At 66.0% G+C, this 25,813-nt stretch carries 25 protein-coding genes, 2 tRNA genes and 1 riboswitch; of the genes, 10 read left to right on the top strand and 17 right to left on the bottom strand.

Translation table 11 applies throughout. The annotated features are described in order from the left end of the window. Nucleotides 1-32: 32 nt before the first annotated feature. Nucleotides 33-887 carry a phage holin family protein gene (locus tag FYJ92_RS06150; RefSeq protein ID WP_185263058.1) on the bottom strand — a complete coding sequence of 285 codons (855 nt, stop codon included), beginning with the start codon at nucleotides 885-887 and terminating at the stop codon, nucleotides 33-35. A gap of 159 nt (nucleotides 888-1,046) precedes the next feature. Between FYJ92_RS06150 and FYJ92_RS06145 the strand changes: the two genes are divergently transcribed. The 3 genes from FYJ92_RS06145 (at nucleotide 1,047) to FYJ92_RS06135 (ending at nucleotide 3,017) form a co-directional block, all read left to right on the top strand. Beyond that, nucleotides 1,047-2,300 carry a multidrug effflux MFS transporter gene (locus FYJ92_RS06145; protein ID WP_185263696.1) on the top strand — a complete coding sequence of 418 codons (1,254 nt, stop codon included), beginning with the start codon at nucleotides 1,047-1,049 and terminating at the stop codon, nucleotides 2,298-2,300. Nucleotides 2,301-2,324: 24 nt separating this feature from the next. Then, nucleotides 2,325-2,504 carry a hypothetical protein gene (locus FYJ92_RS06140; protein ID WP_185263695.1) on the top strand — a complete coding sequence of 60 codons (180 nt, stop codon included), beginning with the start codon at nucleotides 2,325-2,327 and terminating at the stop codon, nucleotides 2,502-2,504. A gap of 105 nt (nucleotides 2,505-2,609) precedes the next feature. Next, a complete protein-coding gene (locus FYJ92_RS06135; protein ID WP_185263057.1) occupies nucleotides 2,610-3,017 on the top strand; it encodes a hypothetical protein in 408 nt (135 codons plus the stop codon). 51 nt (nucleotides 3,018-3,068) lie between these two features. Here FYJ92_RS06135 and FYJ92_RS06130 read toward each other — a convergent pair. The 6 genes from FYJ92_RS06130 to FYJ92_RS06105 all read right to left on the bottom strand — a co-directional run bounded on the left by FYJ92_RS06130 (nucleotide 3,069) and on the right by FYJ92_RS06105 (nucleotide 9,406). Then, nucleotides 3,069-3,141: transfer RNA gene (locus tag FYJ92_RS06130), tRNA-Asn, on the bottom strand. A 125-nt stretch (nucleotides 3,142-3,266) separates the two neighbouring features. Continuing rightward, a tRNA-Asn gene (locus FYJ92_RS06125) sits at nucleotides 3,267-3,339 on the bottom strand. A gap of 66 nt (nucleotides 3,340-3,405) precedes the next feature. Next, complete coding sequence (gene dnaG, locus FYJ92_RS06120) at nucleotides 3,406-5,337, bottom strand: DNA primase (RefSeq protein ID WP_185263056.1); 1,932 nt, start codon at nucleotides 5,335-5,337, stop codon at nucleotides 3,406-3,408. 52 nt (nucleotides 5,338-5,389) lie between these two features. After that, nucleotides 5,390-6,688, bottom strand: a complete 1,299-nt coding sequence (locus FYJ92_RS06115; RefSeq protein WP_185263055.1) for a deoxyguanosinetriphosphate triphosphohydrolase — start codon at nucleotides 6,686-6,688, stop codon at nucleotides 5,390-5,392. Next, the gene (gene dusB / locus FYJ92_RS06110) at nucleotides 6,672-7,850 is read right to left on the bottom strand and encodes a tRNA dihydrouridine synthase DusB (RefSeq protein ID WP_185263054.1); all 1,179 of its coding nucleotides are present in this window, start codon (nucleotides 7,848-7,850) and stop codon (nucleotides 6,672-6,674) included. The genes FYJ92_RS06115 and dusB overlap by 17 nt, the downstream gene beginning before the upstream one ends. A 92-nt stretch (nucleotides 7,851-7,942) precedes the next feature. Further along, nucleotides 7,943-9,406, bottom strand: a complete 1,464-nt coding sequence (locus FYJ92_RS06105; protein WP_185263053.1) for a YibE/F family protein — start codon at nucleotides 9,404-9,406, stop codon at nucleotides 7,943-7,945. An 80-nt stretch (nucleotides 9,407-9,486) separates the two neighbouring features. Here FYJ92_RS06105 and FYJ92_RS06100 point away from each other — a divergent pair, with 80 nt between their 5' ends. Together FYJ92_RS06100 and FYJ92_RS06095 are read left to right on the top strand one after the other, a co-directional pair. Beyond that, complete coding sequence (locus FYJ92_RS06100) at nucleotides 9,487-10,227, top strand: alpha/beta hydrolase (protein ID WP_255482329.1); 741 nt, start codon at nucleotides 9,487-9,489, stop codon at nucleotides 10,225-10,227. Beyond that, entirely contained in the window at nucleotides 10,224-11,024 is an 801-nt protein-coding gene (locus FYJ92_RS06095; protein WP_185263051.1) for a DUF1295 domain-containing protein, read from the top strand. The genes FYJ92_RS06100 and FYJ92_RS06095 overlap by 4 nt, the downstream gene beginning before the upstream one ends. Nucleotides 11,025-11,157: 133 nt before the next feature. Here the strand turns inward: FYJ92_RS06095 and FYJ92_RS06090 are convergent, their stop codons facing one another. From FYJ92_RS06090 to FYJ92_RS06080, 3 genes are all read right to left on the bottom strand, one after another. Beyond that, nucleotides 11,158-12,186: a GNAT family N-acetyltransferase gene (locus FYJ92_RS06090; protein WP_185263050.1), complete on the bottom strand. Its 1,029-nt coding sequence runs from the start codon at nucleotides 12,184-12,186 to the stop codon at nucleotides 11,158-11,160. A gap of 2 nt (nucleotides 12,187-12,188) precedes the next feature. Continuing rightward, nucleotides 12,189-13,574, bottom strand: a complete 1,386-nt coding sequence (locus FYJ92_RS06085; RefSeq protein ID WP_185263049.1) for a glycine--tRNA ligase — start codon at nucleotides 13,572-13,574, stop codon at nucleotides 12,189-12,191. A gap of 133 nt (nucleotides 13,575-13,707) precedes the next feature. Then, on the bottom strand, nucleotides 13,708-14,733 hold the full coding sequence (locus FYJ92_RS06080) for a DMT family transporter (protein ID WP_185263048.1): 1,026 nt from the start codon (nucleotides 14,731-14,733) through the stop codon (nucleotides 13,708-13,710). A gap of 33 nt (nucleotides 14,734-14,766) precedes the next feature. On the opposite strand from FYJ92_RS06080, the gene FYJ92_RS06075 reads away from it, so the two are divergent. Beyond that, on the top strand, nucleotides 14,767-15,000 hold the full coding sequence (locus tag FYJ92_RS06075; protein ID WP_111906389.1) for an RNA-binding S4 domain-containing protein: 234 nt from the start codon (nucleotides 14,767-14,769) through the stop codon (nucleotides 14,998-15,000). Nucleotides 15,001-15,051: 51 nt separating this feature from the next. Here FYJ92_RS06075 and FYJ92_RS06070 read toward each other — a convergent pair whose 3' ends face one another. After that, nucleotides 15,052-15,702 carry an alpha/beta hydrolase gene (locus FYJ92_RS06070; protein ID WP_185263047.1) on the bottom strand — a complete coding sequence of 217 codons (651 nt, stop codon included), beginning with the start codon at nucleotides 15,700-15,702 and terminating at the stop codon, nucleotides 15,052-15,054. Nucleotides 15,703-15,797: 95 nt separating this feature from the next. On the opposite strand from FYJ92_RS06070, the gene FYJ92_RS06065 reads away from it, so the two are divergent. Together FYJ92_RS06065 and FYJ92_RS06060 are read left to right on the top strand one after the other, a co-directional pair. Then, entirely contained in the window at nucleotides 15,798-16,646 is an 849-nt protein-coding gene (locus FYJ92_RS06065) for an SGNH/GDSL hydrolase family protein (RefSeq protein WP_185263694.1), read from the top strand. A 138-nt stretch (nucleotides 16,647-16,784) separates the two neighbouring features. Then, on the top strand, nucleotides 16,785-17,315 hold the full coding sequence (locus tag FYJ92_RS06060) for a hypothetical protein (RefSeq protein WP_185263046.1): 531 nt from the start codon (nucleotides 16,785-16,787) through the stop codon (nucleotides 17,313-17,315). Nucleotides 17,316-17,319: 4 nt separating this feature from the next. On the opposite strand, the gene FYJ92_RS06055 is transcribed toward FYJ92_RS06060, so the two are convergent. Beyond that, nucleotides 17,320-18,435: a homoserine O-acetyltransferase gene (locus tag FYJ92_RS06055; protein WP_185263045.1), complete on the bottom strand. Its 1,116-nt coding sequence runs from the start codon at nucleotides 18,433-18,435 to the stop codon at nucleotides 17,320-17,322. Between the two features lie 12 nt (nucleotides 18,436-18,447). Continuing rightward, nucleotides 18,448-18,562: riboswitch (SAM riboswitch) on the bottom strand. Between the two features lie 68 nt (nucleotides 18,563-18,630). After that, nucleotides 18,631-19,983, bottom strand: a complete 1,353-nt coding sequence (locus tag FYJ92_RS06050; protein ID WP_185263044.1) for a bifunctional o-acetylhomoserine/o-acetylserine sulfhydrylase — start codon at nucleotides 19,981-19,983, stop codon at nucleotides 18,631-18,633. A 203-nt stretch (nucleotides 19,984-20,186) separates the two neighbouring features. On the opposite strand from FYJ92_RS06050, the gene FYJ92_RS06045 reads away from it, so the two are divergent. Then, the gene (locus tag FYJ92_RS06045; RefSeq protein ID WP_185263043.1) at nucleotides 20,187-20,825 is read left to right on the top strand and encodes a VOC family protein; all 639 of its coding nucleotides are present in this window, start codon (nucleotides 20,187-20,189) and stop codon (nucleotides 20,823-20,825) included. A gap of 124 nt (nucleotides 20,826-20,949) precedes the next feature. Here FYJ92_RS06045 and FYJ92_RS06040 read toward each other — a convergent pair whose 3' ends face one another. Continuing rightward, complete coding sequence (locus FYJ92_RS06040) at nucleotides 20,950-21,729, bottom strand: CPBP family intramembrane glutamic endopeptidase (RefSeq protein ID WP_185263042.1); 780 nt, start codon at nucleotides 21,727-21,729, stop codon at nucleotides 20,950-20,952. 99 nt (nucleotides 21,730-21,828) lie between these two features. Here FYJ92_RS06040 and FYJ92_RS06035 point away from each other — a divergent pair, with 99 nt between their 5' ends. Beyond that, a complete protein-coding gene (locus tag FYJ92_RS06035; RefSeq protein WP_255482328.1) occupies nucleotides 21,829-22,509 on the top strand; it encodes a histidine phosphatase family protein in 681 nt (226 codons plus the stop codon). Nucleotides 22,510-22,534: 25 nt separating this feature from the next. Here FYJ92_RS06035 and FYJ92_RS06030 read toward each other — a convergent pair whose 3' ends face one another. The 3 genes from FYJ92_RS06030 to FYJ92_RS06020 form a co-directional block, all read right to left on the bottom strand. Then, nucleotides 22,535-23,323, bottom strand: coding sequence for a DeoR/GlpR family DNA-binding transcription regulator (locus FYJ92_RS06030; protein WP_185263041.1), 789 nt, complete (start codon nucleotides 23,321-23,323; stop codon nucleotides 22,535-22,537). A gap of 113 nt (nucleotides 23,324-23,436) precedes the next feature. Then, entirely contained in the window at nucleotides 23,437-24,648 is a 1,212-nt protein-coding gene (gene hutI, locus FYJ92_RS06025; protein WP_185263040.1) for an imidazolonepropionase, read from the bottom strand. Between the two features lie 12 nt (nucleotides 24,649-24,660). Beyond that, nucleotides 24,661-25,779 (bottom strand): FAD-binding oxidoreductase, encoded by a 1,119-nt coding sequence (locus FYJ92_RS06020; RefSeq protein ID WP_185263039.1) that lies wholly within the window; start codon nucleotides 25,777-25,779, stop codon nucleotides 24,661-24,663. Nucleotides 25,780-25,813 lie beyond the last annotated feature (34 nt).

The raw sequence follows: 25,813 nt of genomic DNA, 5'->3' as shown, positions 1-25,813 counted from the left end.
CCCTTCCATAGTGCCCAGTGTGATGTGTGTTGTCAGGGGTTCCGGAGCAGCCTGCGCAGGAGCACCGCAAAGATCGTCGCGGAGGCCGCAAGGGCGGCAAGCGGCTTCCAGCGCACGCCGGCGCCGTCCCGGGAGCCGGAGAAGGCAGCGAACTTCTGGCTGGCCGCGGCCGCGCCGTGTTCAACGGCGGCCTTGCCCTCCCCCAGTTTCTCCCTGGCAGCGCCCAGTACGAACATGGCCTGCGGCTTGATGTCGAGCTCGGTATCCAGCTCGTCGCGGACCTGTGCCAAGTGCCGCCGGCGCTGTTCGAGGCGGCGGTGAAGCTCGGGCTCGGACGCGTGCGGGAACTCCGTCTTATGCGCCTCGGCCTTGGCTTCCTTCTCGGCCTTGGCCTTCGCGGCTGCTTCGTCCTTGGCAGCCTTCGCGGCCTTGGCCTCCGGGCTGGCGGGATCGAGCAGTTCGGCGTTGAAGCCCGAGCCTTCCTTGGCGATGCCGAGATCGTGTTTGATCCCGCGGATGGTTTCGGCAGGGACCAGGGGCATGGCCTGCTTGAATTTGCGGAGGCCGATCAGTGCACTGATGAGGGCGATGACCAGGAACAGGGCGCAGACGAGCAGCGCGGCCAGCCACGCCGGCATGATGGTGGCCAGGCCCATTATGGCGGCTACGATGAGGCCCACCATAAGAAACGCCACAAAAATAAGCGCGACGGCAAGGAAGGCGGCGGCGACGCCGACCTGGATGCCCTTGCGCTTGAGCTCGATCTTGGCGAAGGCGATTTCATCGTTGAGTTGGCGAGGGGCCAGGCGAAAGAGTAGTTTCAGCGTCCTGGGCAGCGCGGTGATCCGCAATCCCTGGCTGGTGCGCCCGGTGTGACGTCCGCTCATCGGTTCCCGCCTAACTTGTTGCGTAGTCTGCTGCCTGGTCGATTCGGCATCCGTGTGCTGTGGGAGCCCGCGGCAGCACGGTCCCGCCCCCAAAACTATCATTCCGGTCCGGGGCAAACTTCCTGGTTGGCCCCACGGCGCGCCCGCAACCCCGGAAAGATGGAACTTCCGGGCCTAGGATTGATCTCCGTGACCACCCACTCGAATCCGGGCGATTCGCTGACCCGACGCCGGAAACTGCTGTACATCCTCCTCCTCGGTGCACTCACCGCGCTGGGCCCTTTCACCATCGACCTGTACCTGCCTGCGTTCCCGGCACTGGAAGCGAGCCTGGGGGTCACCGAGGCCCAGGTCCAGCTGACCTTGGCCGGCACTACCGTGGGCTTTGCCCTCGGCCAGCTGGTGGTAGGCCCGTTCAGCGACAAGTTCGGCCGCCGGCTCCCGCTGATCCTGGCCACGGCCCTGCATATCGCCTCCTCCGTGGGAGCAGCCCTGTCCACCGACATCTCCACCTTGGGCTTCTTCCGTGTCCTCATGGGAGTGGGGGCTGCGGGTGGCGGAGTGGTGGCCATGGCAATGGTGCGGGACCTGTTCTCCGGCTATGCCATGGTCCGGATGTTCTCGCGCATGGCCCTGGTGAACGGACTGGCTCCGATTCTGGCCCCGGTGATCGGATCGCAGCTGCTCCTGGTGATGCCGTGGCCGGGAATCTTCGTGTTCCTGGCCGGTTACGGCACGCTGGTGATCATCGCCGCGCTCGTCCTGGTCCGCGAAACATTGCCACCGGAAAAGCGCGGGCTGACCGGCATGACCGCCAGCCAGCGGTACAAGGTTCTTTTCACGGACCGGATCTTCGTGGGCCTCTTGGTGGTGGGAGGCATGAACTTCGCCGGCCTCTTTACCTACCTGTCCGCGTCGCCGTTCCTCTTCCAGGACATCTACGGGTTCTCGCCGCAGGAATACGGTCTGTTGTTCGGCATCAATTCCCTGGGCATTGTGGCTGGCGTCCAGATCAGCTCCAGGCTCATCCGTATTGTTCCCCCGCAGTGGATCCTTGCCTGTTCCACAGCCTGGATGTTCCTCATGGCCCTGCTGATTGTGGTCTTTGACCAGGCCGGCCTGGGACTTTGGGGCGCGATGGTTCCGCTCTGGTTCTACATTATGGGCACTGGCTTTACGTTCCCCTGTGTCCAGGTGCTGGCTTTGAGCAGCCACGGCGCACAGGCCGGGACGGCTGCGTCCCTCCTGGGTGCCGCGACGTTCCTGATGGCCGGCCTGGTGTCACCGGTGGTGGGGTGGCTGGGCATCACCAGCTCCACCCCCATGGGCGCCGTGCAGGCCGCCTGCATACTGATGGCGATAGCGGGCCTCTGGCTGATCGTCAGGCCGCGCACCGTGCCCTCGATCCACTGAACCGGTCGATCACTGATGAAACGCATGCCACGCAAGCCGCACCGCAACCCCCGGGGACTGTTCCTCGGGGCAGTGCTGGGCGGCGTGGCCGGTTACTTCCTTGGGCGCGTGTTCGGCAGTGGCGCCATAGGCATAATCCTGGGCGCGCTGGCCGGTGCTGCCCTGCTGTACCGGGTTAACCCGGGCCCCTGGAACCGCCCGTAGTTGTGGGGGTCTGGAGAGCCGTTGTGACCGGGCGCCAAATCGCGGGTCACCGAGGAGGGGGCCAACCCCTGCCGCTGGGGTGCTTTCCCACGATAAAATAGATCCGTGCCCAGTTGGCAGTTCTCCCCGCCGCCCCCGGCCACATGGCAACGTTGCGACTCAGGCATTTTGCCCTTGTGGTGGGACCGGCTGTGCGCCCAAACCGGCGAGCAGTCCGCAGCCCTCTATGCCGCCGGACTCTTCACGGACGACCGACGGCGGCCCATCGCGCAGTGGTTCAACGCCGCCTTCAGCGCCGCCCTCCTGGTGGCCCCGGAGACGTCGCCCGAATGGCCGGTGCAGCGGTTCGGCATCTTCTACGCACCGCCGGCCTCCGGCTTCGTCCGGGTGCACTCAGCAGCCCATGAGTGGCATCCGCGGGAGCCCCGCAAGTTCCCAACCGAGCAGGACGCCTTCCGCGCGGCCATTGCCGAAGCGGAGTGCTTCCTGCAAGTGGAAATGGACTTTGTCTGATGCAAAAAATCCCCGCCCTCAGAGATGAGGACGGGGATCTTTGTTTGTTTGCTCCTCCTGCTGGACTTGAACCAGCAACCCTTCGATTAACAGTCGAATGCTCTGCCAATTGAGCTAAGGAGGAATGAAGCAGGTATGACATTAGCAAAGGTTTCCCGGGAATGGGAAATCGGCGGCAGCACAGCATCGCATACCCGCCCCGGGTATAAAAAAATCCCCGTTCCGGAGACCCGGAACGGGGATTGTGCGCTCCTCCTGCTGGACTTGAACCAGCAACCCTTCGATTAACAGTCGAATGCTCTGCCAATTGAGCTAAGGAGGAATGAAGCGGGTACCAGCCTAGCAAACACCGTGCGGGGAAACGAAATCGGAGTGGAATCGGCGCGTTTCAGGCGTCCGAGCGCAGTGCCCGGCGTTCCATTTCGAGCATCATCAGTTCACGCTGCAGCTGCTGGATCCGGTCGTGCTCGGAGCCTGGGTCGAGTCGCTGCAGCTGGCCCATCTTGTCCGCCTTCACACGCGTGATCTGGAGTTCAAACAGCGCAGTGAGAATGCCTCTGCCGTACTTCTGGACTCCCTCGGCGGTGCTCGCGGGCAGCGGCACCACGGACAGTTCGGACACCAACGGCCGCAGGGGTTCCGGGACTTCCTCCATCACCTGGCCCACCCAGCGTGCGGGGTCGCCGATCAGCTCGGGGCCGGAGGCGCGCATCGCATCGTGCACGGCCAGGAAGGCGGGCGTGATGAACCGGGCCCCGGAGAAGCGCTCCCAGATGCCGCCGCCCAGGAGTGCGGGCTCCTGCAGCGCCACCTCCAGGGCCTGCCGTTCCATGGAGGCCACGGGATCCCGTGGGTCGGGCCGCTGATAGGAAGGGACAGCGCCCGACGTCGGACCGGCAGCCACGCCGGGCCCGCCCGCCCGGGCGGACCCCAGCTGAGCCGCCGTACCGGCTCCTGAGGGCGTCCCAGGTGCAGCCGGCCCGCCTGCGGCGGCACGCTTCATGGCAACACCAACAGCCCGGCTGACATCTTCAACCGAGATCCCAAGCCAGCCGGCCAGTTCCCGGGCATACTCGGGCCTGATGGCTGCGTCGCGGATCTGGGCCACCACCGGAGCCGATTCCCGCAGCGCGGCCACCCGGCCCTCCACGGTGTCCAGGTTGTGGCGCCTGAGCGTGGCCTTGATGGCAAACTCGAACAGCGGCCGGCGCGTGGCGATCAGGTCCCGCACGGCGGCGTCGCCCCTGCTTTGGCGCAGGTCGCACGGGTCGGCGCCGGTGGGCTCCACGGCCACGTAGGTCTGGGCGGTAAAGCGCTGGTCTTCCTCGAAGGCGCGCAGTGCCGCCTTCTGCCCGGCGGCGTCACCGTCAAAGGTGAAGATAACCTCTCCCCCGGTGCCGTCGTCCGACAGCAGACGGCGGGCGATCTTGATGTGCTCGGTGCCGAACGCCGTGCCGCAGGTGGCCACCGCCGTCGGGATTCCCGCCAGGTGGCAGGCCATCACGTCCGTGTATCCCTCAACCACCACAAGCTGGCGGTCTTTGGCGATACTGCGCTTGGCGAGGTCTATCCCGTAAAGCACCTGGGACTTCTTGTAGAGCGTGGTTTCCGGGGTGTTGAGGTATTTGGGGCCCTGGTCGTCCTCATACAGCTTGCGGGCGCCGAAGCCGATGGTGTCGCCGGCGATGTCGCGGATGGGCCAAATGAGCCGGCCGCGGAACCGGTCATAAATGCCCCGGTTCCCCTCGGAGAACATCCCCGTCAGCTTGAGCTCCTGGTCCGTGAAGCCGCGGCCGCGGAGGTGCTTCAGGAGCGCGTCCCAGCCCTGCGGCGCGTAGCCCACGCCGAACTGCTCCGAAGCGGCGCGGTCAAAACCGCGGCCGAACAGGAAGTTCCGGCCTTCGGCGGCGCCGGGCGTCAACAGCTGGGCGCGGAAGAATTCATCGGCGATTTTGTGGGCATCGAGCAGGCGCTGCCGCTTGCCCACTTCCTCGCGGTTGGGGCCGGTGCCGCCGTCTTCGTAGCGCAGTTCGTAGCCGATGCGGGCAGCCAGTTTTTCCACGGCCTCATGAAATGAGGTGTGGTCCTGTTTCTGCACGAAGGCGATGACGTCCCCGTCTTCACCGCACCCGAAGCAGTGGTACCTGCCCACCTGGGGGCGCACGGTGAACGACGGCGACCGTTCGTCGTGGAAGGGGCACAGGCCCTTATACGTTCCCAGCCCGGCACCCTTGAGCGTGACGTAGCCGTCAACCACTTCCTTGATGTCCGTGCGCTGGCGTACTTCGTCTATGTCATCACGTTTGATCAGGCCAGCCACAGAGCCATCCTAGTCCCGGGGAACAACAGTGAAGGCCGCCCTACGGCGTCTGTCACCACAGCGACGGCAGGCTCCCCACGAGGCGTTCGTACATTGCCAGCGCCGATCCGTCTGTCAGCGACGCCACCTGGTCGATGACCACCCTGAGCCGTGCGCCGTCGTCGGGCGCGTCCCGCCAGTCAGCCGCGAACATCGGCTCCAGGTGACGGTCCCCCGTGGCGTTCAGGGCAGTGACCAGAGCGTGCAGCACCTCGCGCTGGCGCTCGTAGATGGGCTGGCGGTGTTCGGTGGTCATCACAAACGTGGTGGCCAGGCCCTTCATCACCGCGATTTCCATGACCGTCTCGTCCGGGACCATCAGCTCGGCGCTGTACCGGGTGAGGTTTTCCGGGCCGTAGACGGCACGGGTGGCCTCCAGGGCGCTCTGGCAGAACCGGCCGATCAGCTGGCTGGTCATGTTCTTCAGGGCGGCCATGGATTTGCGGCTGCCGTCGGCCTCGCGGACCCACACGTCGGTGGCTTCCAGCCGTGCCAGGGCAGCGTCGATCGCGGCGGGGTCGTTGTGCGGAAGGTACCACTGCTTGGCATAGCCCACCACACGGGCCCGGTGGTCCGGGTTATCCATCCAGCGCAGCTGGAAGTGCCCGGCCACGATCGCGTCCTCGACGTCGTGGACGGAATAGGAAATGTCGTCGGCAAGGTCCATGACCTGTGCCTCCAGGCATGATCGGCGTTCCGGCGCACCCTCCCTGAGCCAGTCGAAGATGGGAAGATCGTCCTCATAGGCGCCGAACTTGCTGGTGCGCTGCCCATGGATCACCGGCGCGTTCAGCGCGGACCAGGGGTATTTCGCCGCCGCGTCCAGGCTGGCCCTCGTGAGGTTCAGTCCGGCCGGGCGCCCGTCGGTGGCCAGGACCTTGGGCTCCAGCCGGGTGAGGAGCCTGAGGGTCTGGGCATTGCCTTCGAAACCGCCGATGGCATGAGCCACCTCGTTCAGGGCGGACTCGCCGTTGTGGCCGAACGGCGGGTGCCCCAGGTCATGGCTCAGGCAGGCGGTGTCCACCACATCCGGGTCACACCCCAGGGCACGGCCCAGTTCGCGGCCAACCTGGGCCACTTCGAGGCTGTGGGTCAGGCGGGTGCGGACGAAGTCATCCGTATCCGGGGCCACCACCTGCGTTTTCGCGCCGAGGCGGCGCAGGGCCGAGGAGTGCAGCACCCGGGCGCGGTCCCGCTCAAAATCGGACCGGTAGTTGTTTTTGGCCGGTTCCTCCACCCAGCGGGCGGAATCGTGGGCCTCGTAGCCGGGCAGGGCCTGTGCCGTGGTGCGCGTCTCAGCCACCGGAAACATCCAGCTCCGCGGCAGAGATGTCCCGGGACTGCGCTGTGTTCAGGGCACGGGATTCCAGCCAGTCCTTGGGAAGCGCCGGCTTCTTGGGCGACCCTGCCCTGCCGCGCGGGCCTTCGGCATCCACGCCGGGGTACGGCGAGTCCAGGTCAAGCTGGTCCAGGGTCTCGCGCAGTACCTCCAGGCTGGACACCATGGCCAGTTTGGTCCGCAGTTCGCTGCCCACCACATAACCCTTGAAGTACCAGGCCATGTGCTTGCGGATCTCCCGCAGGGCTTTGCCCTCGTCACCGAAGGTTTCCACCATCAGCTCAGCGTGCCTGTAGACGCTCTCGGCCACCTTCTGCAGGTCCGGCTTGTGGCGGACGTCGCTTCCTTCGAAGGCCGCCATGAGGTCACCGAACAGCCACGGGCGTCCCTGGCAGCCGCGGCCAACCACCACGCCGTCCACGCCGGTTTCCCGGACCATCCGGACAGCGTCCTCCGCAGACCAGATGTCGCCGTTGCCGAGGACAGGGATGTCCGGCAGGGCTTCGCGCAGGCGGGCGATCGCAGACCAGTCCGCCTGGCCGGAATAGAACTGCGCTGCGGTGCGGCCGTGAAGCGCGACGGCGGCCACCCCGGCATCGCGGGCGATCCGGCCGGCGTCGAGGTACGTCAGGTGGTCCTCGTCAATGCCCTTGCGCATCTTGATGGTGAGCGGGACATTGCCCTTGGACGCTTCCTTGACCGCGGTCTGGACGATCGAGGTGAAGAGATCGGTCTTCCAGGGCAGGGCAGACCCGCCGCCGCGCCGGGTCACCTTGGGAACGGGACAGCCGAAGTTCAGGTCGATGTGGTCCGCGCGGTCCTCTTCGACCAACATGCGCACTGCGTGGCCCACCGTAACGGGGTCCACGCCGTACAGCTGGACGGAGCGCACCTTTTCGTCGTCGTCGTGCGAGATGATGCGCAGCGACTCGGGGGTGCGTTCCACGAGGGCGCGCGAGGTGACCATCTCCGCCACGTACAGGCCGCCGCCGTATTCACGGCACAAACGACGAAAAGCGGAGTTGGTGATGCCCGCCATAGGAGCCAGGATCACGGGAGTGTCCACCGTGATGGGGCCCAGCTTCAGGGGCGGGAGTTCCAGCTTGGGGGCGGGAGGCGTTGCGGTAACAGTCACCTGTCCATTGTCGCAAAGGCGGGCAAATCGGCGGGCCAGGCCATTTGGACACCCTTGGAACTGTCTGGCATCGCCGGGCGGCGAGCTGCCGTTCAGCGGCGGTCTGCGCGGCGCCCCCTCCGGGCGAGGACAGGATCGTCGGAGTCTTCCGTGGACTGCCGTGACCGCCTCTCGAAGGCGGCCGCCGCGAGCGCACCATTGTCGCCGACGTCGTCCGCGCTAATGGAGTCGGCGCCCGGGGTGCCGTTTGGTCGGCGGTCTTCGTCCGGGATGCCGACGGCGGGCTGACCCACCGTCCGGACGCCGGTGGCCTTGACCACCAGGACGGCGATCAGGGTGGTCACGGGGATGGCGAGGACCAGGCCAATGGAGCCGACGAGTGTGCGGATGACTTCTTCGGACAGCTCGGCGCTGGTCAGCGTGTCCCCGAGCGGCCGGTCATAGAGCATCACAATGATCAGGATGGGCAGGGCTGCGCCGGCGTAGGCAAACGCGATGGTGTAGACCGTGGAGGCGATGTGGTCCCGGCCGATCCGCATGGCGGAGGTGAAGAGCGTCCGGGCGCTGGTGCCGGGTGCCAGCTCGTAAAGTTCCCAGACGGCAGACGACTGCGTGATGGTGACGTCGTTGAGGACACCAAGGCCGGAAATGATGAGGCCGCAGAGGATCACCCCGGAAATGGAGATGTTGGCCGAGGTATTGATCAGGGTGGTGGCATCGTGGCTGCCCACGCCGGCGAGGTTGGCGGCGTCGGTGGCCCAGGCCGCAAGCAGCGCCGTGATGCCCAGGCCGAACATGGTGCCCAGCAGCGCCGTGGACGTCCGCGCGGAGAATCCGTGGGCAAAATACAGGACCCCGATCATGATCACCGTTGACCCCACCAGGGCCAGCAGCAGCGGAGGTTTGCCCTCCACCAGCCCGGGCAACATAAAGCCGGCAAGGACGAAATACGCGCCCACCAGCCCCAGCAGTGCCCGGAGTCCGCGCCAGCGCGCCACCGCGATCACCACCAGGGCATAAAGGAGCGCCAGGATCACGATGGGCAGGGTCCGGACGAAGTCAACGAAGATGTACGCCGGGGACCCCTGCGACGCCGCGGCGCCTTGGGCGTTCGAAAGGTTGAGGTACCTGATCTGGTCACCTGGCTTCACGCCGTGTGACTGCGCCACGTCAGGATTGATCACGACTTTGACGGGGCTGCCGCCCTGGTCCGGTTCCGTAAAAGCAAACATGCACTCGGAACCGGCGGGGGCAGGCTGGCCGCTGGTGTCCGGGGGCCGGCTGGCGGCTGTGGAGCCCTGCAAGCAGCTTTCTTCCACGACGCTCTGGATCTTGCCGGTATCAAACGTAACGCCCGGCGCCGCCGAGTAAGGGCTGGCGAGGGATATCCCCTCTTGGGACCCGGACGGCCACAGCATGGCCATGCCAACCAGGGTCAGAAGCGTCAGCGGCACTAGCACAGCTGCCAGAATGCGGTTTGCCTTCCGCCGGGCAGCAATCGCCTGGGCTGTCGGCTCCGAATGATCTGTTGAAACGTGGGAGTGACCGGAGCCCATCAGCAGTTGAACCTCATACCTTGCACTCTACGTGCGGCGCCTTAGGGTTGATAAATGGCATGAACCGAGAGGAACCACACGTGACGGACCGCAGCACTGAATTCCACACCAACGAACCTGCTGCGAGGCGGGAGGCGGCGCTCAGTGTGCTGCCGGCCTCCGGGAAAACGCAGGGCGTGGCACTGGTCCTGCACGGGGGCAAGGCACACAGCTTTGAGCCCGTGGAGGCTCGCCACCTGAGCCCGCTGCGCATGATCACGTTCGCCCGCCACCTGCACCGTGCCGGGAAGGACCATGGCATGGCCGTGTGGTCCCTGCGGAACAGCGTGCGGGGCTGGAACGGGCCGGACAGGTCTGCACTGCAGGATGCCCACTGGGCGCTCCAGCAGATCAGTGCGCAGCACCCTGGCGTTCCCGTGTATCTGGTGGGGCACTCCATGGGCGGCCTCACCGCCGTGAGTGCCGCGGACGATCCGCAGGTGGACGCCGTGGTGGCGCTGGCCCCTTGGCTCAGCCCGGAGACACCTGCCATTGCGCTCACTGGGCGCAAGGTCCTGATTGTCCACGGCACCGGAGACCACATGACCAGCCCGTCCCAGTCCCTGGCCTTCGCGCGCCGAGCCACCGGGACAGCAGCCTCCATGCAGTATGTTTCGCTACACGGTGCCGGTCATTTTATGGTCCGCCGCGGCCGTCTGTGGCACACGCTGGCCACCGGCTTTGTCATGATGGCGTTCGCCGCGCGCACCGGATTCACACACCCCGCCTCGCGCACGCTTGCTGAACTGGTGCCCATGTCCTCCGCTGAAGTGGCCCTGTGAGCCCGTTCCCCTGGCCGGAGTTCGCGGCGTCACTGCCCTGGACAGCGCTGGCGGTCCTGGCGGTCCTGGCGCTGACGTTTGGTGTGGCCGTGTGGCAGGGCCGGCACTCGGTGATGGACGTCGCCTGGGGCCCGGGCTTCGTGGCGGTGGCCGTGGTGTCCTGGTTCTTGTCTGCCGGATCTGGCGATGACACCCGCAGGTTTCTGTTGCTTCTCCTGTCGGCCCTTTGGGGGTTGCGGCTCGGTGGCCACATTGGGTGGCGGGCGCGCGACGGACACGAAGACCCGCGTTACAAGGCCCTGCTGGATCCTGCGCCCGGTTCCAGGAACGCCTACGCGCTCCGCCGTGTCTACCTGCCGCAGGGTGCGGTGATGTTCTTTGTGTCCCTGACGCTGCAGGTGGGGATGTTCGCCACCGGGCCTGTGGCCTGGGTGGCCCTGCTCGGCGTTCTGCTGTGGATGACGGGGTTTGTGTTCGAAACCGTGGGCGACTGGCAGCTGGCCCGGTTCAAGAAGGACCCGTCCCGCCGCGGCACGGTGCTGGATACCGGTTTGTGGCGATACACCCGGCATCCCAACTATTTCGGTGATGCAGCCATCTGGACGGGGCTGTTCCTCATCGCCGCAGACTCCTGGCCGGGCATCCTGACCATCCTGTCACCGGCGCTGATGGTGTGGACGCTGGCGGGGAAGACCGGGAAGCCCCTGGCGGAAAAGGCGATGTCCGGCCGGCCCGGCTACCGGGAATATGTCGAAGCAACCAGCGGCTTCATCCCGTGGCCGCCCAAACGCCGGTGACCGCCCCCAACCTGACTCGCAATTAACGTCGCCATTTCGCGGCAAAGTCATATGGTCGTAGCAACGCTCTGATTGAAGGAGCGTTAACTGCGGGTCAGTTGGGGAGACGGCGGGGTCCGTCTGGAACGAAACGCTAGTCGCTGACGATCACGGTGTCCGCGCCGGCCTGGCGCGCTTTGCCGGATTCCAGCAAGGGCTCGACGGCGGCGCGCAGCGCGGCCATCGAATCGTCCAGTTCCAGCATGACCGGGTGCTGGTACGCGAGGAGCGAGAGCAGGTCACGGACCGCGGCTGCGGCGTCGTCCGCGTCCAGCGCGGGTTCGTGGCCCACAAACACATCCGTGGCCTTAGAGCCTTGGGCCGATGCGTCCGCCGCCGGGTCCTGGGCCGCCTCCGCATAGCTCACCGCAAAGGCGCGGATCCGGCCCTTCTTGCTGGGCGAAACACCGGTGCCGAAGGCTGACCCCGGCTCGGCGCGCAGCACAAGCGCCCCGTGGGCGCCGGTGAGGTCATCCAGGAACAGCTTCTGCACCTGCCCCACCGACAGCACGCCCGGCGAATCCCAGCCGTGGATGGAAGTGTAGTACCGTCCCACGACGTCGGTCAGCTCAACGGAGCCGGTAGCGAGGTCCATCACGACGTCGGAACCGGCGTTTTCGTCGTTGGCCAGCCCGCCGGCGTCGTTCTTCGCAGGGAACACGGGCAGCTTCAGGGCGCCCGGCTCCACCACCACGAGACGGGAACGCTGGATGGGGGCGAGCCCGAACGCCTCGGCGAACGCGGCCCCGGCAGTGCCCGGCTGCACCTTCGCGCGCAGCCTGGTAACGCCTGACGGCGCCTGCTCGGCTTCGCGGCGCAGCATGGTCAGGAGCGTGGCACCGATGCCGGCGCGGCGGTGATCGCGCGCTACCTCGATGTAGGTCCACAGCCGTTCCGGGTGCAGCGAGGCTTCGTAGACGACGCCCGCCGCCACCGGAATACCAACGCCGTCAATGACGTCCTCGGCAACGATGCAGCGGCGCCACGGCGAGCCGTCCGCGCCTCCCGAGGAGACGGCCAGGGCTCCGCGGAACTGCCTTGCCTGTTCAGTCTCCGGGCCGCCCCAGATTTCCAGCAGCGTCAGATCATCGCCCTCAAGCCATTCGCGGTATTCGATGGCCATGCTCAGGCGCCGATCAGGCGGGCGGCCAGGTAGCCTTCCACCTTGTCCAGCGAGACGCGTTCCTGGCTCATGGTGTCGCGTTCGCGGATGGTCACTGCCTGGTCCTCAAGGGTGTCGAAGTCCACGGTGATGCAGAACGGGGTGCCGATCTCATCCTGGCGGCGGTAGCGGCGGCCGATCGCGCCGGCGTCGTCGAAGTCGATGTTCCAGTTCTTGCGCAGCTGCGCGCCCAGGTCCTTGGCCTTCGGCGAGAGGTCCTCGTTGCGGCTCAGCGGCAGCACCGCGGCCTTGACGGGAGCCAGCCGCGGGTCAAGGCGCAGGACGGTACGGACGTCGACGCCGCCCTTGGCGTTGGGCGCCTCGTCTTCGGTGTACGCATCCACCAGGAACGCCATGAAGGAACGGGTCAGGCCGGCGGCCGGCTCGATCACGTACGGGGTGTAGCGCTCATTGGTGGCCTGGTTGAAGTAGCTCAGGTCCTGGCCGGAAGCCTTGGAGTGCGTGGAGAGGTCGAAGTCGGTGCGGTTGGCGATGCCTTCGAGCTCGCCCCATTCGGAGCCCTGGAAGCCGAAGCGGTATTCGATGTCCGTGGTGCCCTTGGAGTAGTGGCTCAGCTTTTCCAGCGGGTGTTCGAAGAAGCGCAGGTTCTCTTCACGGATGCCCAGGCCGGTGTACCAGGACATGCGCTCTTTCATCCAGTACTCGTGCCACTCTTCGTCCGTGCCGGGCTCGACGAAGAACTCCATCTCCATCTGCTCGAATTCACGGGTGCGGAAGATGAAGTTGCCCGGTGTGATCTCGTTGCGGAAGGACTTGCCGATCTGGCCAATGCCGAACGGCGGCTTCTTGCGGGACGTGGTAAGCACGTTGCTGAAGTTCACAAAAATGCCCTGGGCCGTTTCGGGGCGCAGGTAGTGCATGCCTTCCTCGTTGGCCACCGGGCCGAGGAACGTCTTGAGCAGGCCGGAGAATTCCTGGGGTTCGGTCCATTCGCCGCGGGTGCCGCAGTTGACGCAGGCAATGTCCTTGAGACCGTTCTCGGCGGGGCGGCCCTTCTTTTCCTCGTACTCTTCTTCGAGGTGGTCGGCACGGTAGCGCTTGTGGCAGGAGAGGCACTCAACGAGCGGGTCCGAGAAGACGTCAACGTGGCCGGAGGCTTCCCATACCTGGCGGGGCAGGATGACGGAGGAATCCAGGCCCACCACGTCCTCGCGGCCGCGGACCATGGACTGCCACCACTGGCGCTTGATGTTTTCCTTCAGCTCGGCACCGAGGGGTCCGTAGTCCCAGGCAGAGCGCGAGCCTCCGTAGATTTCACCGGCCTGGAACACAAAGCCCCTTCGCTTGGAAAGGGAAATGACCTGGTCGAGTACGGATTTTGCTGCCATGGTGGACTCCAATTTCTACAGGGCCGCTGGGTGCGGTCCGCGGGTATCTGGCCCCGCTGCACGTGGGTGCATCACCGCTGGGTGCGGGCGGGGCGGGCGAAGGAACAAGATGCAGAGAACTGCGTGTCCTAGCCTACCGGCCACTGCCTCCGGAAACTGCCTGCCTCCGGACGGCACCCCGCGGCCACGGCAGGGTGGCCAGGATGATGGCGGCCAGCGTCAGCAGTGTGCCCAGGACGGTGGCCGGGGCCACGATGCTCCCCGGGGCCGGCACCAGCAGGTCCAGCCCCAGGGAGCCCAGGAGCTGTCCGGCGATCATGCCGAGCCCGGTCACCAGCACTCCCAGGCTGCGGACCAGCAGCGCACCCAGGCCGATGAACACGCAGCCCATGGGCCCGCCCAGGTAATACCACCACTCCGCCGGCAACGGATTGCCCGGCCCAAAAACGGCCACCTTGATGGCCAAGGCAATCCACAGGAACACCGCGCCGGCCACGAAGTTCACCAGCGTAGCGGCGATGGGCGAACCGTAGTGGACCGTCGCCGTCCCGTTCATGGCCTGTTGGAAACTCATCAGAAACCCGGCCAGAACAGGCAGGATCAACGGCAGGACCAAGGTTTCCAGGCCGCCGGCTCCGTCCGCGGGTGCACCCGGGGAACCCGGCGGGCCGGCCAGCCGCGGCGAAACCGCCCAGGCGACGGCGGCCACCGTCAGCACGCATCCGATGATCCGCAGGGGAGTCACGGCCCGCTTGCCGGCCGGTCCGATGCCCAGCCGGTCCACCAGCAGCCCGCTCAGGGTCTGCCCGGTCACGGCGGCGACGGTAAACAGTGCCACGCCCAGGATGCCCACGGTGAAGGACTGCGAGAATACAAAAAGGGCGCCGATGCCGCCGGCCAGGACATACCCGGGTGGGAAGGCCCGGGTACGGACCGCCGGCAGGATCCTGGCGAGACCGGCGCGGCCGCTGGGCAGGATCAGGGACATCAGGATCATCAGCACCAGGCCGGTGCTGAAACCCACCACGGCCGCGGCGATGCCGTCGTTGAGCCGGACGCCGAGCGCGCCGTTGATCCGGCCCTGGACGGGAATGGCCAGTCCCGCGACGACGGCCAGCGGGAGCCCCGCGAACCGCGGCAGCCGGGGGGTGTGGGTCATTGGATTCACCTTACGTCAGGCATTATTACTTGTATGAGCAACCAGGACATTCAAGAGATCCCCATCCGCGACAGCATGATCCGTCTTGGCCAGCTCCTGAAGCTCGCCAGCCTTGTGGAGGACGGTGTGGAAGCCGCTGAGCTGATCAAAAACGGCCTCGTCAAGGTCAACGGCGCGATCGATGACCGCCGCGGACGCCAGCTGCACAACGGCGACACGGTCACCGTCAACGGGCAGACCGTGAAGGTCGTGGCCCCCGAAGCCTGACAAACGTCAGCGGCCGGCGGCACTGTGCCGCCGGCCGCTGTCGTCGCACGTTTATTTGTTCAGCACCTCGTGCGTCAGAAACTCGGAGACGTGCCCGATTTCCTGCTGGTTGATGCCGTGCCACATGCCCGCATACAGCACCTTGGTGAGCTTGACGTGCCCACGCACCCAGCCCATGGTGTAGTCGATCTTGTCGGCAGTGATCACGGGGTCCTGCTGGTCCCGGCCCCAGAAGAGCGGCACTGTGCCGTCCAGTTCGCCGTCCTTGAAGGCGGGGTCGCCGTCCGCGTTGACCACAAAACCGGAAAGCCCGACGACGGCGGCGTAGTCAGCGGGGCGCTGCCGGAGCAGCGTGGTGGCCATGGCCATTCCCATGGAAAAGCCGAGCAGCGTCACCGTCGGGTGGTCGGCTTTGACGGTGTCAATCCAGTCCTGCACGTACATGGCTGCGGCCTTGACGGCGTCGAGCGTGTATTCGATGGAGGCCGTCAGGGGGAACCAGGTAAACCCGGGGCCGGTCACCAGGGGTGCCCGAAGTGAGGCAACGACAAAATTCTCGGGAAGCATATCCGCCAGGCTCAGCAGGTCCTGTTCGTTGGCGCCGTAGCCGTGCAGCAGCACCAGCAGCGGCTTCCCGGAGCGCTGGGCCTCCGGCCGGGACCACAGAACAACAGGAGCGGGAAATACTTGGGCGTCAGTCATGGTTTCCATTCTTACAGTTACCCGGTGGTAACTACCTACGGTGGCGTAGCTTGTGAAGGAGGAGGCAGGATAGGACCGTGAATGACGCGAAAGCCATGCAGAGCCCGCCCAGGGCCACGGAAGCCCACCCCTGGAGCCGCTATGTAGCGATGGGAGATTCATTCACCGAGGGCATCGGCGACCCCGACCCAACCAGCCCCGGCGGATTCCGCGGCTGGGCTGACCGGGTGGCCGAGGAACTGGGCCGGGGCCAGTCGGACTTCGCCTACGCCAACCTGGCCGTCCGCGGCCGGCTCCTGCAGCAGATCGTGGACCAGCAGCTCGCTCCGTGCCTGGCGCTGAAGCCGGACCTGATAACCCTTTCCGCCGGCGGCAACGATCTCATCAGGCCCGGCGGAGACCCCGACGCCCTCGCCGAAAAACTTGATTCAGTGGTCCAGATCCTGGCCATGGGCGGTGCCACGGTGGTGCTGTTCAACGGCCCGGATACCGGTTCCTCGGTCCTGGGACGGATCCGCAGCAAGGTGGCCATCTACAACGAGAACCTGCGCACCGTGGCCGCCCGTCATGACGCCATCATCGCTGACATGTGGTCGCTCAAGCAGCTGAACGATCCGCAGATGTGGGACGAGGACCGCCTGCACTTTTCGCCATTGGGACACCACACCATCGCCGCCATGGTGCTGGATTCGCTGAACGTGAACCACACCCTCGAGCCACTCCGGCCCAAGCCCCTGCCCGTCCGCACCTGGCGGGCAGCCCGCTCCGAAGACCTGGTGTGGGCCCGCGAGTACTTTGTCCCCTGGGTGGTGCGGCGGCTGCGCAACCGTTCCTCCGGCGACGGAATCACCGCAAAACGTCCGACGCCGGGCCCTGTGTTTGGCCCGGGCGTTCCGTTGGGATCCGGCGAGGGGCCCCCGGGCACCACCGACGCCCGGCGCTAGAGGCGGCCCGGCGTGGCCCAGGGAACAGCGATGCCGTGCAGGATGCCGTGGACCGGCATGGAGCCTTTCTGGGGATCCCGGCCGTGCGTGTGAGCTCCGGGGTTAAGCTGGAAGGACACATATGAGAGGCGCTACACCGTGAACAGCTTGTTTTTCTGGATCATCATTCTGTCGTTCGTAGTACCGATGGCGATGCGGATGTACCGGAAGTCCGTCAACAAACGGAACCAGGAGCAGAGCTTTTCCGGTCGCTACCCCGAACAGTTTCCAGGCGGCGGGCAGTACCCAGGCAGCGAACAGTATCCTGGGCCGCAGAATAAACAGCCCCGTGATGGCTACACGCAGCAGGATTACATGAGTGGCGGCTTCCGCCAGATCATGAGCCCGCAGCCCCTGCCGCCGAGCCAGCCGCTGCCGCCCATGCAGCCGATTCCTTCCGCGGACCAGCAGTTCCCGCCGTACGGCCAGCCGCAGCCCACCGGCCAGTCGGTGCCAGATCAGCGCGCGGAAGCACCGAAGCAGCCTGCCGCCCCTGGCATTCCCCTGCCGCCGTCGGGCCCGCAGGGATACCGGGCCCGGAAACTGGCCGAACTCGACCAGCAGTACAGCAGCGGCGAGCTGGCCATGGAGGAGTACATGAAGCGCCGCTCCGACATCATGAACGGCTAACTGCTTAGATCAGGAACGTATTCCGGAGCTGGCGGCCCAGCTGGCCAATCTCGGTCAGGAAGCCGTCGTGGCCGATCGGAGCCTCAATGACGTGCACGTCCACGTCACCCGGGAGCGCGTCAGCCAGTTCACGGGACTGGGACGGGAAATACAGCCGGTCACTGTCCACGGCGGCCACGAAGAACCTGGCGGTAGCCCGGCCCAAGGCCTCGTTCAGGGAACCCCGCCCGCGGCAGACGTCGTGGCTCATAAGGGCGTCGGTGATGGCGATGTAGCTGTTGGCATCAAAGCGCCGCACCAGCTTTTTGCCTTGGTGGTCCAGATAGCTTTCCACCTGGTAGCGGCCCCGCTCCCCCAGCGCTGCCGCCTGGAACGGCGATTCCGGGTGCTGGGCCGACCGGCCGAAGCGCCCATCGAATTCCTCTGCGGAGCGATAGGTGATGTGCGCAATGCGCCGTGCCAGGGCCAGTCCGTCCTCCGGCAGCGGACCGCCATAATAGTCGCCGTCGTTAAAATTGCTGTCCTGGCGGATGGCGAGCGTCTGCGCCTGGGCGAACGCGATCTGTTCGGCCGTGCTGGCGGCACCGATCGAGATAACAGCGCACCGCTGGACCCGTTCCGGGTAGGTGACCGCCCATTCCAATGCCCGCGCGCCGCCCATGGAGCCGCCCAGCACGGCGTACCAGCTCGGGATGCCCAGCTGGTCAGCCAGCCTGGCCTCAGCCGCCGTAGTGTCCCGCAGCGTTACCAAAGGAAACCGCGACCCCCATGGCTTGCCGTCGGGGGCAATCGAGGATGGCCCGGTGGAGCCGTAACAGCCACCCACAATGTTGATGGAGACCACAAAGAACCGGTCGGTGTCCACCGGCGCACCTGGTCCGGCCAGCTGCTCCCACCAGCCGGGCTCGTCGCTGTCGCCGCGCGTCACGTGCGTGCTCCCGGTCAGGGCGTGTTCAATCAGGACGGCGTTGGAGCCGTCCGCGTTGAGGGTTCCCCACGTTTCATAGCCAAGGGTGACGTCCGGGAGGTAACCGCCGGCTTCGAGCTCAAGTCCGCCGACGCTGGCGTAACGGACCACGCCGTTTCCGGGGGCTGCAGTACGGGAAATCGTAATCGTCATGGAAGGACCTTTTCTATGCGCTTGCCCACCGTCAATTGACCAGCAGGCCAGGTCCTCACCCGGGGCACCCCGCCGCAAAAGAGGGTTGCCGGCCAGCAAGCCGGGGCTGTCGCTGGCACTCATGACCTGCTTCGAGTGTACGAACAGCCCCGGTCTATTGCTAAGCGTGTGACTGGTTGTGACTTCGCGGAAGCCCTACTCCTGCGGGGCCGCCGCGTCTTTGTTAGGGTCCGCCGCACCCTTGGCCGCCCGGAACCCGGCCTCCAGGTCGGCCAGGATGTCATCAATGTGTTCGATGCCCACGGACAGGCGGACGAGTCCCGGCGTGACCCCGGCGATGACCTGCTGCTCCGGCGAGAGCTGGCTGTGCGTGGTTGATGCCGGGTGGATCACCAGTGAACGGACGTCCCCGATGTTCGCAACGTGGGAGTGCAGTTCCAAGGCATCCACGAAGCGCTTCCCGGCCTCCGCGCCGCCGGCTAGGTTGAATGAGACCACCGCACCGGTGCCTTTGGGGCCGTATTTGCGGCCGCGCTCATACCAGGGGCTGGAGGACAGCCCTGCATAGGCGACGGATTCGACGTCGTCCCTTGCCTCAAGCCACTGGGCAACGTCCACGGCATTGGCCACGTGACGCTCCACCCGCAGGCTCAGGGTCTCCAGGCCCTGGGCGATGAGGAATGCGTTGAACGGTGACACTGCCGAGCCGAGGTCGCGCAGCAGCTGCACCCGGGCCTTGAGGATGTAGGACAGGTTGGCACCGAGGGCTCCGCCGGCCCCCAGGTCCCGGGCATACACCAGCCCGTTGTAGGTGGGGTCCGGGGTGCTGAAGCCCGGGAACCGTTCCGGCTCCGCGCCGAAGTCGAAGTTCCCCGAGTCCACAATCACCCCGGCTATGGCCGAGCCATGCCCGCCCAGATACTTGGTGGCGGAGTGGACCACAATGTCCGCGCCCCATTCGAGCGGGCGGATGAGGTAGGGGGTGGACAGGGTGTTGTCCACAATCAGGGGAACGCCGGCGTCGTGAGCTACCTCAGACACGCCTTCGATGTCCAGCACGTCCTGACGCGGGTTGGAGACCACTTCGCCGAAGAAGAGCTTGGTGTTGGGCTGGACGGCATCGCGCCACTGGTCTAGGTTGTCCGGGTCAGCCACAAACGTGACGGATATGCCGAACTTCTTGAGGGTGTGCGCCAGGAGGTTGTACGTCCCGCCGTACAGGCTGGGGCTGGCCACGACGTGATCCCCGGCTTCGGCAATGTTCAGGATGGCAAAGGCTTCAGCGGCCTGTCCCGAGCTCAGCAGCAGTGCAGCGAGCCCGCCCTCAAGGCTGGCAATCCGCTGTTCCACGGCATCCTGCGTGGGGTTGCCGATTCTAGTGTAGATCGGCGCGAGCTCCGCGAGGGCAAACCGGTTGGCGGCGCTTTCGGCGCTCGGGAAGACGAACGACGTCGTTTGGTAAATCGGGAGCGCCCGCGCGCCGGTGGCGCTGTCCGGTTCCTGGCCAGCGTGGATCTGGCGGGTTTCGAAAGACCATGCGTTCGACATTCAATGCTCCTTGACGTGGTGTGGCACAGCTCGGTTGCGTTCAGTGTAGGAAGACTTTCCCAGACAGGAACAGGATTGTGACGAAGGTGGTCAGCCGGCCGGTCTCCTCCCGCTTTCCGGCGGAATGTCCACTCGTGACGCAAAGGATTCCGGTAAGGCTACCCTTAGCTGAGAGCCGGATCACAAAGTGCCAAGATGATGGCATGCGCATGGATCACGTCTCTTACGCCTGTGAACAAGATGGCCTCGTTGCCACCACCGAACGTATTTCGTCCGCCCTCGGCGTTGAAGCCGTGAAGGGCGGGGTGCACCCCCGGTTTGGAACCCGGAACATGATTATTCCCCTCGCCGGCCACAAATACCTGGAAGTTGTGGAGGTCCTGAACCACCCGGCATCGGACAAGGCACCCTTCGGGCAAGCTGTCCGGGCCCGGTCCGAAGCCGGCGGCGGCTGGATGGGCTGGTGCGTCGAAGTGGACGACCTCGCCCCGTTCGAAGACCGACTGGGCCGTGCCGCAGTCAACGGCAACCGCAAGTTCCCGGACGGCCGCGAGCTGGTCTGGAAGCAGATCGGCATCCTGGGCCTGATCGCAGACCCGCAGGTCCCGTACATGCTCAAGTGGGAGGGCGATCCCGCCCTGCACCCGTCAAATGCCTATGAGAGCAACGTCAAGATGAGCTGCCTGACCATAGCCGGTTCCGCCGCACGCGTGACGGAATGGCTGGGTGAACCCGTCGAGAAGCCCCTGGAGGACGTCGCCGTTGACTGGGTGGCTCCGCATGGAACACCGGGCATCCTGTCAGTGACCTTCGAAACCGCCACCGGTGCAGTCACCATCTGATTGCACGTTCAAAGCTTCGGCCGCCATCAGCGGGTGCCAATGATGCCACCCACCGATGGCGGCCGAATCCCTTTAAGCCGGGCCTGATTCAGTCCACCAGTGCGGCACTGGAACAACGGACCTCTTACCCCAGTCCCACGGCCCGGCCAAAGAGGCTGAAGCCAACGAACGCCACGATGTCCAGCAGCGCGTGCGCGATGACCAGCGGCATCACCCGTTTGGTCTTCGTGTAGAGCCAGGCGAACATCACACCCATCACGGCGTTGCCGATGAACGGCCCGAAGCCCTGGTACAGGTGGTAGCTGCCGCGGAGCATCGAGCTGGCGAAGATGGCCAGGGGCACGCTCCAGCCGAACTTGCCGAAGCGGTCCAGGAGGTAGCCCACCACGATGACTTCCTCCACCACGGCGTGCCGCAGCGCCGAAAGAATCAGGACGGGAATTGTCCACCAGTATGAGTCGAGTGCGCTGGGGATGATAGCCGTGGTGATCCCCAGCGCACGCCCCGCTGCGTAGAGGCCCAGTGACGGGATCCCGATCAGCGCCGCCAGGCCAAAGCCCTGCAACAGGTCACGGCCCGGCCGGGCGAAGTTGAAGCCCAGCTTCCGGAAAGCCGAACCGCCCTGGGAGCTCACGCCGGCACTGGATTGCCGCTGGTCCGTGAGGAAGTAGATAACCAGCAGCACGGGCACCAGGGCGAAAATGATGTCCAGCAGCTGGTATGTAAGGTCGAAGTATTCGCGCGGGCTCTGTGACCGGTTCAGCGTGGACGTGCCTTCGGCCAGCGGGGCCCGGGTCATCTTGTCCAGCAGCTGCACCACCGAGTAGACGGCGGACTGCCCCAGGGAAAGACCCAGCACAATCCAGACTTCGATCCGCAGCCGACGGCGGGAGGGAACCAACATGGTTCCATCTTGCCTGTAGTTTCTGGTTCTTCGCCGATTCCCGACGGCCCGGGTCGCGGAGAGGCCCTGCGCCGGCGGCGGGACCTATGCTTGGGGCTTATGAGCGCGCCAGGGAAAATCTTCATGATCCGGCACGGCCAGTCCGCGGCCAATGTCGATACGTCCATCTACAACAGGGTCCCGGACTACCGGATTCCGCTGACTCCCCAGGGCCTGGCGCAGGCCACGGCTGCCGGCGAACGGATCCGCCGCGAGCTGGACGGCCGGCAGGTCTGCGTCTACGTATCCCCGTACCTTCGGGCGCACCAGACCCTGGAGGCACTGAATCTCGGCAATCTCACGGAACGGGTGATCGAAGAGCCACGCCTCCGTGAGCAGGACTGGGCCAATTTCCAGATCACCGGCGACATCGAAGACCAGAAGGAACTACGCAACGCCTACGGCCATTTCTTCTACCGGTTCCGGGAGGGCGAATCCGGCTCCGACGTCTACGACCGGATCTCATCCTTTATGGAGACGCTCTACCGCCACTGGTCCAAACCGGACTACGCCCCCAACACCTTGCTGGTAACCCACGGGCTCACCATGCGGCTGTTCTGCATGCGCTGGTTCCACTGGTCGGTGGAGTATTTCGAATCCCTAAACAATCCGGACAATGCCGCGGTGCGGACGCTTCTGCAAACGGACCTGGGCAAGTACGAACTCGACGTTCCGTTCAGCCAGTGGGTGGACCGCCGCGTGGACGAGACCGTCCTGGACGCGCCGCCGATGATCTTCTAGGGTTTGTTGCCGGCGCCTAGTGCGCTTAGTGCGGGGCCACAATCACTTCGGTGCCATTGGCTTCGAACGCCGCCTTGTCCTCGGCGGAGATACCGGAATCGGTGATCAGGCGGGTGAACGCGTAGCCATCCATGGTGGCAAAGGCTCTGACGCCCACCTTCGAGGAGTCGGCCAGCACGTACGAGATCCGGGCCCGGCTGGCCAGCAGGGCATTGACTGACGCTTCGCCCTCCCCCGTATTGGTGGGACCGACCTCGGGGTCGATGCCGTTCACGCCGATGAAGGCGATGTCCATGACCACCTTCTGCATAATGATGTCGGTGTACGGTCCCACCAGTTCGTACGAGCGGGGGTTCAGGATGCCGCCGGTCACCATGACCTTGATGTTGGGGCGGACAGCCAACTGCGCAGCGATGTTGATGGCGTTAGTGACCACCGTCAGGGTGGACTGGTGGCCGGGAGCGTTGAGGTCCTCGCGCGTGGCCAGGATCTGCGCCAAGGCCGTACTGGTGGTGCCGCCGCACAGCCCGATCACCGCGCCGGGGAAAATCAGGGCGGCGGCGGCCTGGGCGATCTGTTCCTTGGCTTCGGCGTGGTCGTCACGGTTGTACCGTCCAGGAAGGTCGTAGGCCAAGGCGCCGGTGGTGGCTCCGCCCCGGGTGCGGGTCAGCAGCCGTCGCTTGGCCAGGCTGTCCAGATCACGCCGTGCCGTGGCTGGCGAGACCGCAAGCTGCGTGACAATCTCCTCCACCTCCACCTGGCCGGTCTTGGCGAGGATGTCCAGAATGGCCGTCAGGCGGTCAGTGCGGGTCATGGGAGCCTCTCAGCGTCAAACAAGTCGGCGTCAAACAGTCACCAGAATATGACGTTATCTGATCATAACAGGCCCAAATGATCACATCTCAATCACAAATACGTGGACCCTGGTTAGCGTGCCCGCGCACCGGCCCGCCACACAGCGAACGTGAGCGGCATCCCCGGGCGGTAGGCGAGGTGCGTGGCGGAGGGCGCGTTGAGCATGTGCAGGTCTGCCCGGTGCCCGACGGCGAGCGAACCCACCGCCCGTGCGCCGTCGGCGTCGTGCCCTGTCTCCCGGTGCAGCGCCAGCGCGCCTCCATAGGTTGCAGCCCGCACCGCCTCGTGGACGCTGAGCCGCATCTGCAGCACCGCCGTCGCCACGTTGAACGCCATGGAACTGGTGTACGAGGTACCCGGGTTGCAATTGGACGCCAGCGCCACCTGCACCCCTGCGTCCAAAAGTTCACGCCCGGGGGCCAGTGGCTGACGGGTGGAGAGATCGCACGCGGGTAGGCAGGTTGCCACGGTGCCCCGGTCACCAGCACCGCTGTCCGGATTCCAGCCGGACCAGCTTTCCGCGAGCGCCGCGACGTCACGGGCCGACAGGTAGTTCACGTGGTCCACGCTGGCTGCCCCGAGTTCCACCGCCAGCTGCACGCCGGGCCCCTCGCCAAGCTGGTTGCCGTGGACACGGATCCCCAGTCCCGAGGCGCGGCACGCCTCCAGCACACGGCGGGACTGCTCGGCAGTGAAGGCGCCTTCCTCGCAGAACACGTCCGCCCACCGGACGTAGGGCCGGACGGCGTCGAGCATGGGCCCGCAGACGAGATCGGTGTAGGCCTCCGCGTCTGTACCCGCGGGGACAAGGTGGGCGCCCAGGTAGGTGACTTCGTCTGCGACCGTGGAGGCGATCCGGGCACTCCGGGCCTCATGCTCAATGTCCAGCCCGTACCCCGTCTTGGTTTCGAGGTAGGTGGTACCCTGCGACACGGCCTCGGACACACGCGCCATGGCCAGCCGGGTGAGGTCGAAATCGGACGCGCGCCGGGTGGCGTCCATGGTGACTGCGATACCACCGGCCGAATACGACTCCCCTGCCATCCGCGCCTCGAACTCCGCGGTGCGGTCGCCAGCGAAGACCAGGTGCGTGTGCGAATCCACCCAGCCCGGCAAAACGGCCCGGCCGCCGGCGTCCACGGCGTCATCGGCCGCCGGCGCATCCGCGGCGGAACCGAGCCAGGCGATCCGTTCGCCCTCGATCACCACGGCGGCCTTTTTTAGGACGCGGTGATCCAGGTCCTGGGTCATCAGCTCGGCGATATTGGTGATCAGGGTGCTCATGGGTTCCATTGTTCAGCGCCGGATGGACCAGCGCGTGGCCGCCAGCGCCTCCGCTGTCCGGGATGCCGGATGGTGGTCCGGGACGGTACCGTGACCGGTGCCCTGCCCGGCCAGGATCTGTGCAGCGGCGAGCTCCGCCATGGCCGATGAGGTCTGGAAGCCGTATCCGCCCTGACCGGCAAGCCAGTAGAACCCCGGGGCTTCGGCGTCGAACCCGGCTACCGGGACGCCGTCGGCCGCCTCGGTCCGGAGCCCCGTCCATGCCCTCCGGACTCCGCGGATTCCCAACGTGGTCAGCTCGTTCAGCTTCACGATCAGCCGCTCGACATCACCGGGCCGGGGCCGGGCGTCCTCTGGTCCGCTGGGTACCGTTTCCGACGGCGAGATCAGCACCTCGGTGCCCTCCCGGCGGAAATAGAACGAGTTGTCCGCTGCCGCCACCATGGGGCTGTGCCCGGGCAGGGGATGTTCGACGTCGACAATCGCCGCAGTGCGCCGGTACGGCTGCATCCCGAGCTTCTCCACACCGCTGATCACGGCGATTTCCTCGGCCCAGGCGCCGGCCGCGTTGACCAGCACACCGGCCTCAAAGGCTTCCTGACCGGCCCCGATCTCCCAGCCCGAGCCCAGCCGTTGGGCGGAATGCACCCGTGCCCCAGTGATGATGTCGGCGCCGGCGGCTTCTGCACAGTGCCGGTGGTCGGCCAGCAGCAGCGGGGCGTTGCAGCCGAAGGATCCGGTGTCCAGGCCTGCGGCGGAGAAAGTCCCGGGGACCAGCGCAGGGCAAAGCTCCAGTGCCCGGTGGTGCGTGATGGGACTCATGTGGCCGCTGGCCTCGGCGCGGACGGACTCGGCGGTGCCGATGAGCATAAAACTCCGCGGTGTCAGGACAGGTTCGGGCAGTTGCGCGTCCCGGGCCGCCATCAGCTGCAGGGTCCGGACCGTGAGTTCCTGGACCACCTCAGGGCCGTAACTCGGAATAAGCTGGCGGGCGGAGCGGGAGGACGTGTGGTACGCCAGCTCCTGCTCCGCTTCCACCAGCGCCACGCTGCAGCTGCCCGCGAGCGCGGAGGCCAGGGACAGGCCGGCGATGCCGCCGCCCACAATCAGGACGTCGTAGTGTGCTGCCATGGCTCCATCCTTGCAGAGTTGCCCTGCGGCCGCG

The sequence above is a fragment of the Pseudarthrobacter sp. NBSH8 genome, assembly GCF_014217545.1.
GTDB lineage: Bacteria > Actinomycetota > Actinomycetes > Actinomycetales > Micrococcaceae > Arthrobacter.
Note: the sequence above shows the minus strand (reverse complement) of the source record. Positions and strands in the feature narration are given on the sequence as shown.

Bases quoted from the DNA above. Each gene is read 5' to 3' on its own strand.
- FYJ92_RS06145 (WP_185263696.1), top strand. From the start codon at position 1,047: ATGGAACTTCCGGGCCTAGGATTGATCTCCGTGACCACCCACTCGAAT.
- FYJ92_RS06020 (WP_185263039.1), bottom strand. From the start codon at position 25,779: ATGGCAGCACACTACGACGTCCTGATTGTGGGCGGCGGCATCGCCGGC.
- hutI (WP_185263040.1), bottom strand. From the start codon at position 24,648: ATGAGCACCCTGATCACCAATATCGCCGAGCTGATGACCCAGGACCTG.
- FYJ92_RS06085 (WP_185263049.1), bottom strand. From the start codon at position 13,574: ATGGCAGCAAAATCCGTACTCGACCAGGTCATTTCCCTTTCCAAGCGA.
- FYJ92_RS06030 (WP_185263041.1), bottom strand. From the start codon at position 23,323: ATGACCCGCACTGACCGCCTGACGGCCATTCTGGACATCCTCGCCAAG.
- FYJ92_RS06040 (WP_185263042.1), bottom strand. From the start codon at position 21,729: ATGTTGGTTCCCTCCCGCCGTCGGCTGCGGATCGAAGTCTGGATTGTG.
- FYJ92_RS06050 (WP_185263044.1), bottom strand. From the start codon at position 19,983: ATGTCGAACGCATGGTCTTTCGAAACCCGCCAGATCCACGCTGGCCAG.
- FYJ92_RS06045 (WP_185263043.1), top strand. From the start codon at position 20,187: ATGCGCATGGATCACGTCTCTTACGCCTGTGAACAAGATGGCCTCGTT.
- FYJ92_RS06140 (WP_185263695.1), top strand. From the start codon at position 2,325: ATGCCACGCAAGCCGCACCGCAACCCCCGGGGACTGTTCCTCGGGGCA.
- FYJ92_RS06035 (WP_255482328.1), top strand. From the start codon at position 21,829: ATGAGCGCGCCAGGGAAAATCTTCATGATCCGGCACGGCCAGTCCGCG.
- FYJ92_RS06080 (WP_185263048.1), bottom strand. From the start codon at position 14,733: ATGACCCACACCCCCCGGCTGCCGCGGTTCGCGGGGCTCCCGCTGGCC.
- FYJ92_RS06070 (WP_185263047.1), bottom strand. From the start codon at position 15,702: ATGACTGACGCCCAAGTATTTCCCGCTCCTGTTGTTCTGTGGTCCCGG.
- FYJ92_RS06150 (WP_185263058.1), bottom strand. From the start codon at position 887: ATGAGCGGACGTCACACCGGGCGCACCAGCCAGGGATTGCGGATCACC.
- FYJ92_RS06065 (WP_185263694.1), top strand. From the start codon at position 15,798: ATGCAGAGCCCGCCCAGGGCCACGGAAGCCCACCCCTGGAGCCGCTAT.
- FYJ92_RS06055 (WP_185263045.1), bottom strand. From the start codon at position 18,435: ATGACGATTACGATTTCCCGTACTGCAGCCCCCGGAAACGGCGTGGTC.
- FYJ92_RS06115 (WP_185263055.1), bottom strand. From the start codon at position 6,688: ATGTTTCCGGTGGCTGAGACGCGCACCACGGCACAGGCCCTGCCCGGC.
- FYJ92_RS06075 (WP_111906389.1), top strand. From the start codon at position 14,767: ATGAGCAACCAGGACATTCAAGAGATCCCCATCCGCGACAGCATGATC.
- FYJ92_RS06105 (WP_185263053.1), bottom strand. From the start codon at position 9,406: ATGGGCTCCGGTCACTCCCACGTTTCAACAGATCATTCGGAGCCGACA.
- FYJ92_RS06090 (WP_185263050.1), bottom strand. From the start codon at position 12,186: ATGGCCATCGAATACCGCGAATGGCTTGAGGGCGATGATCTGACGCTG.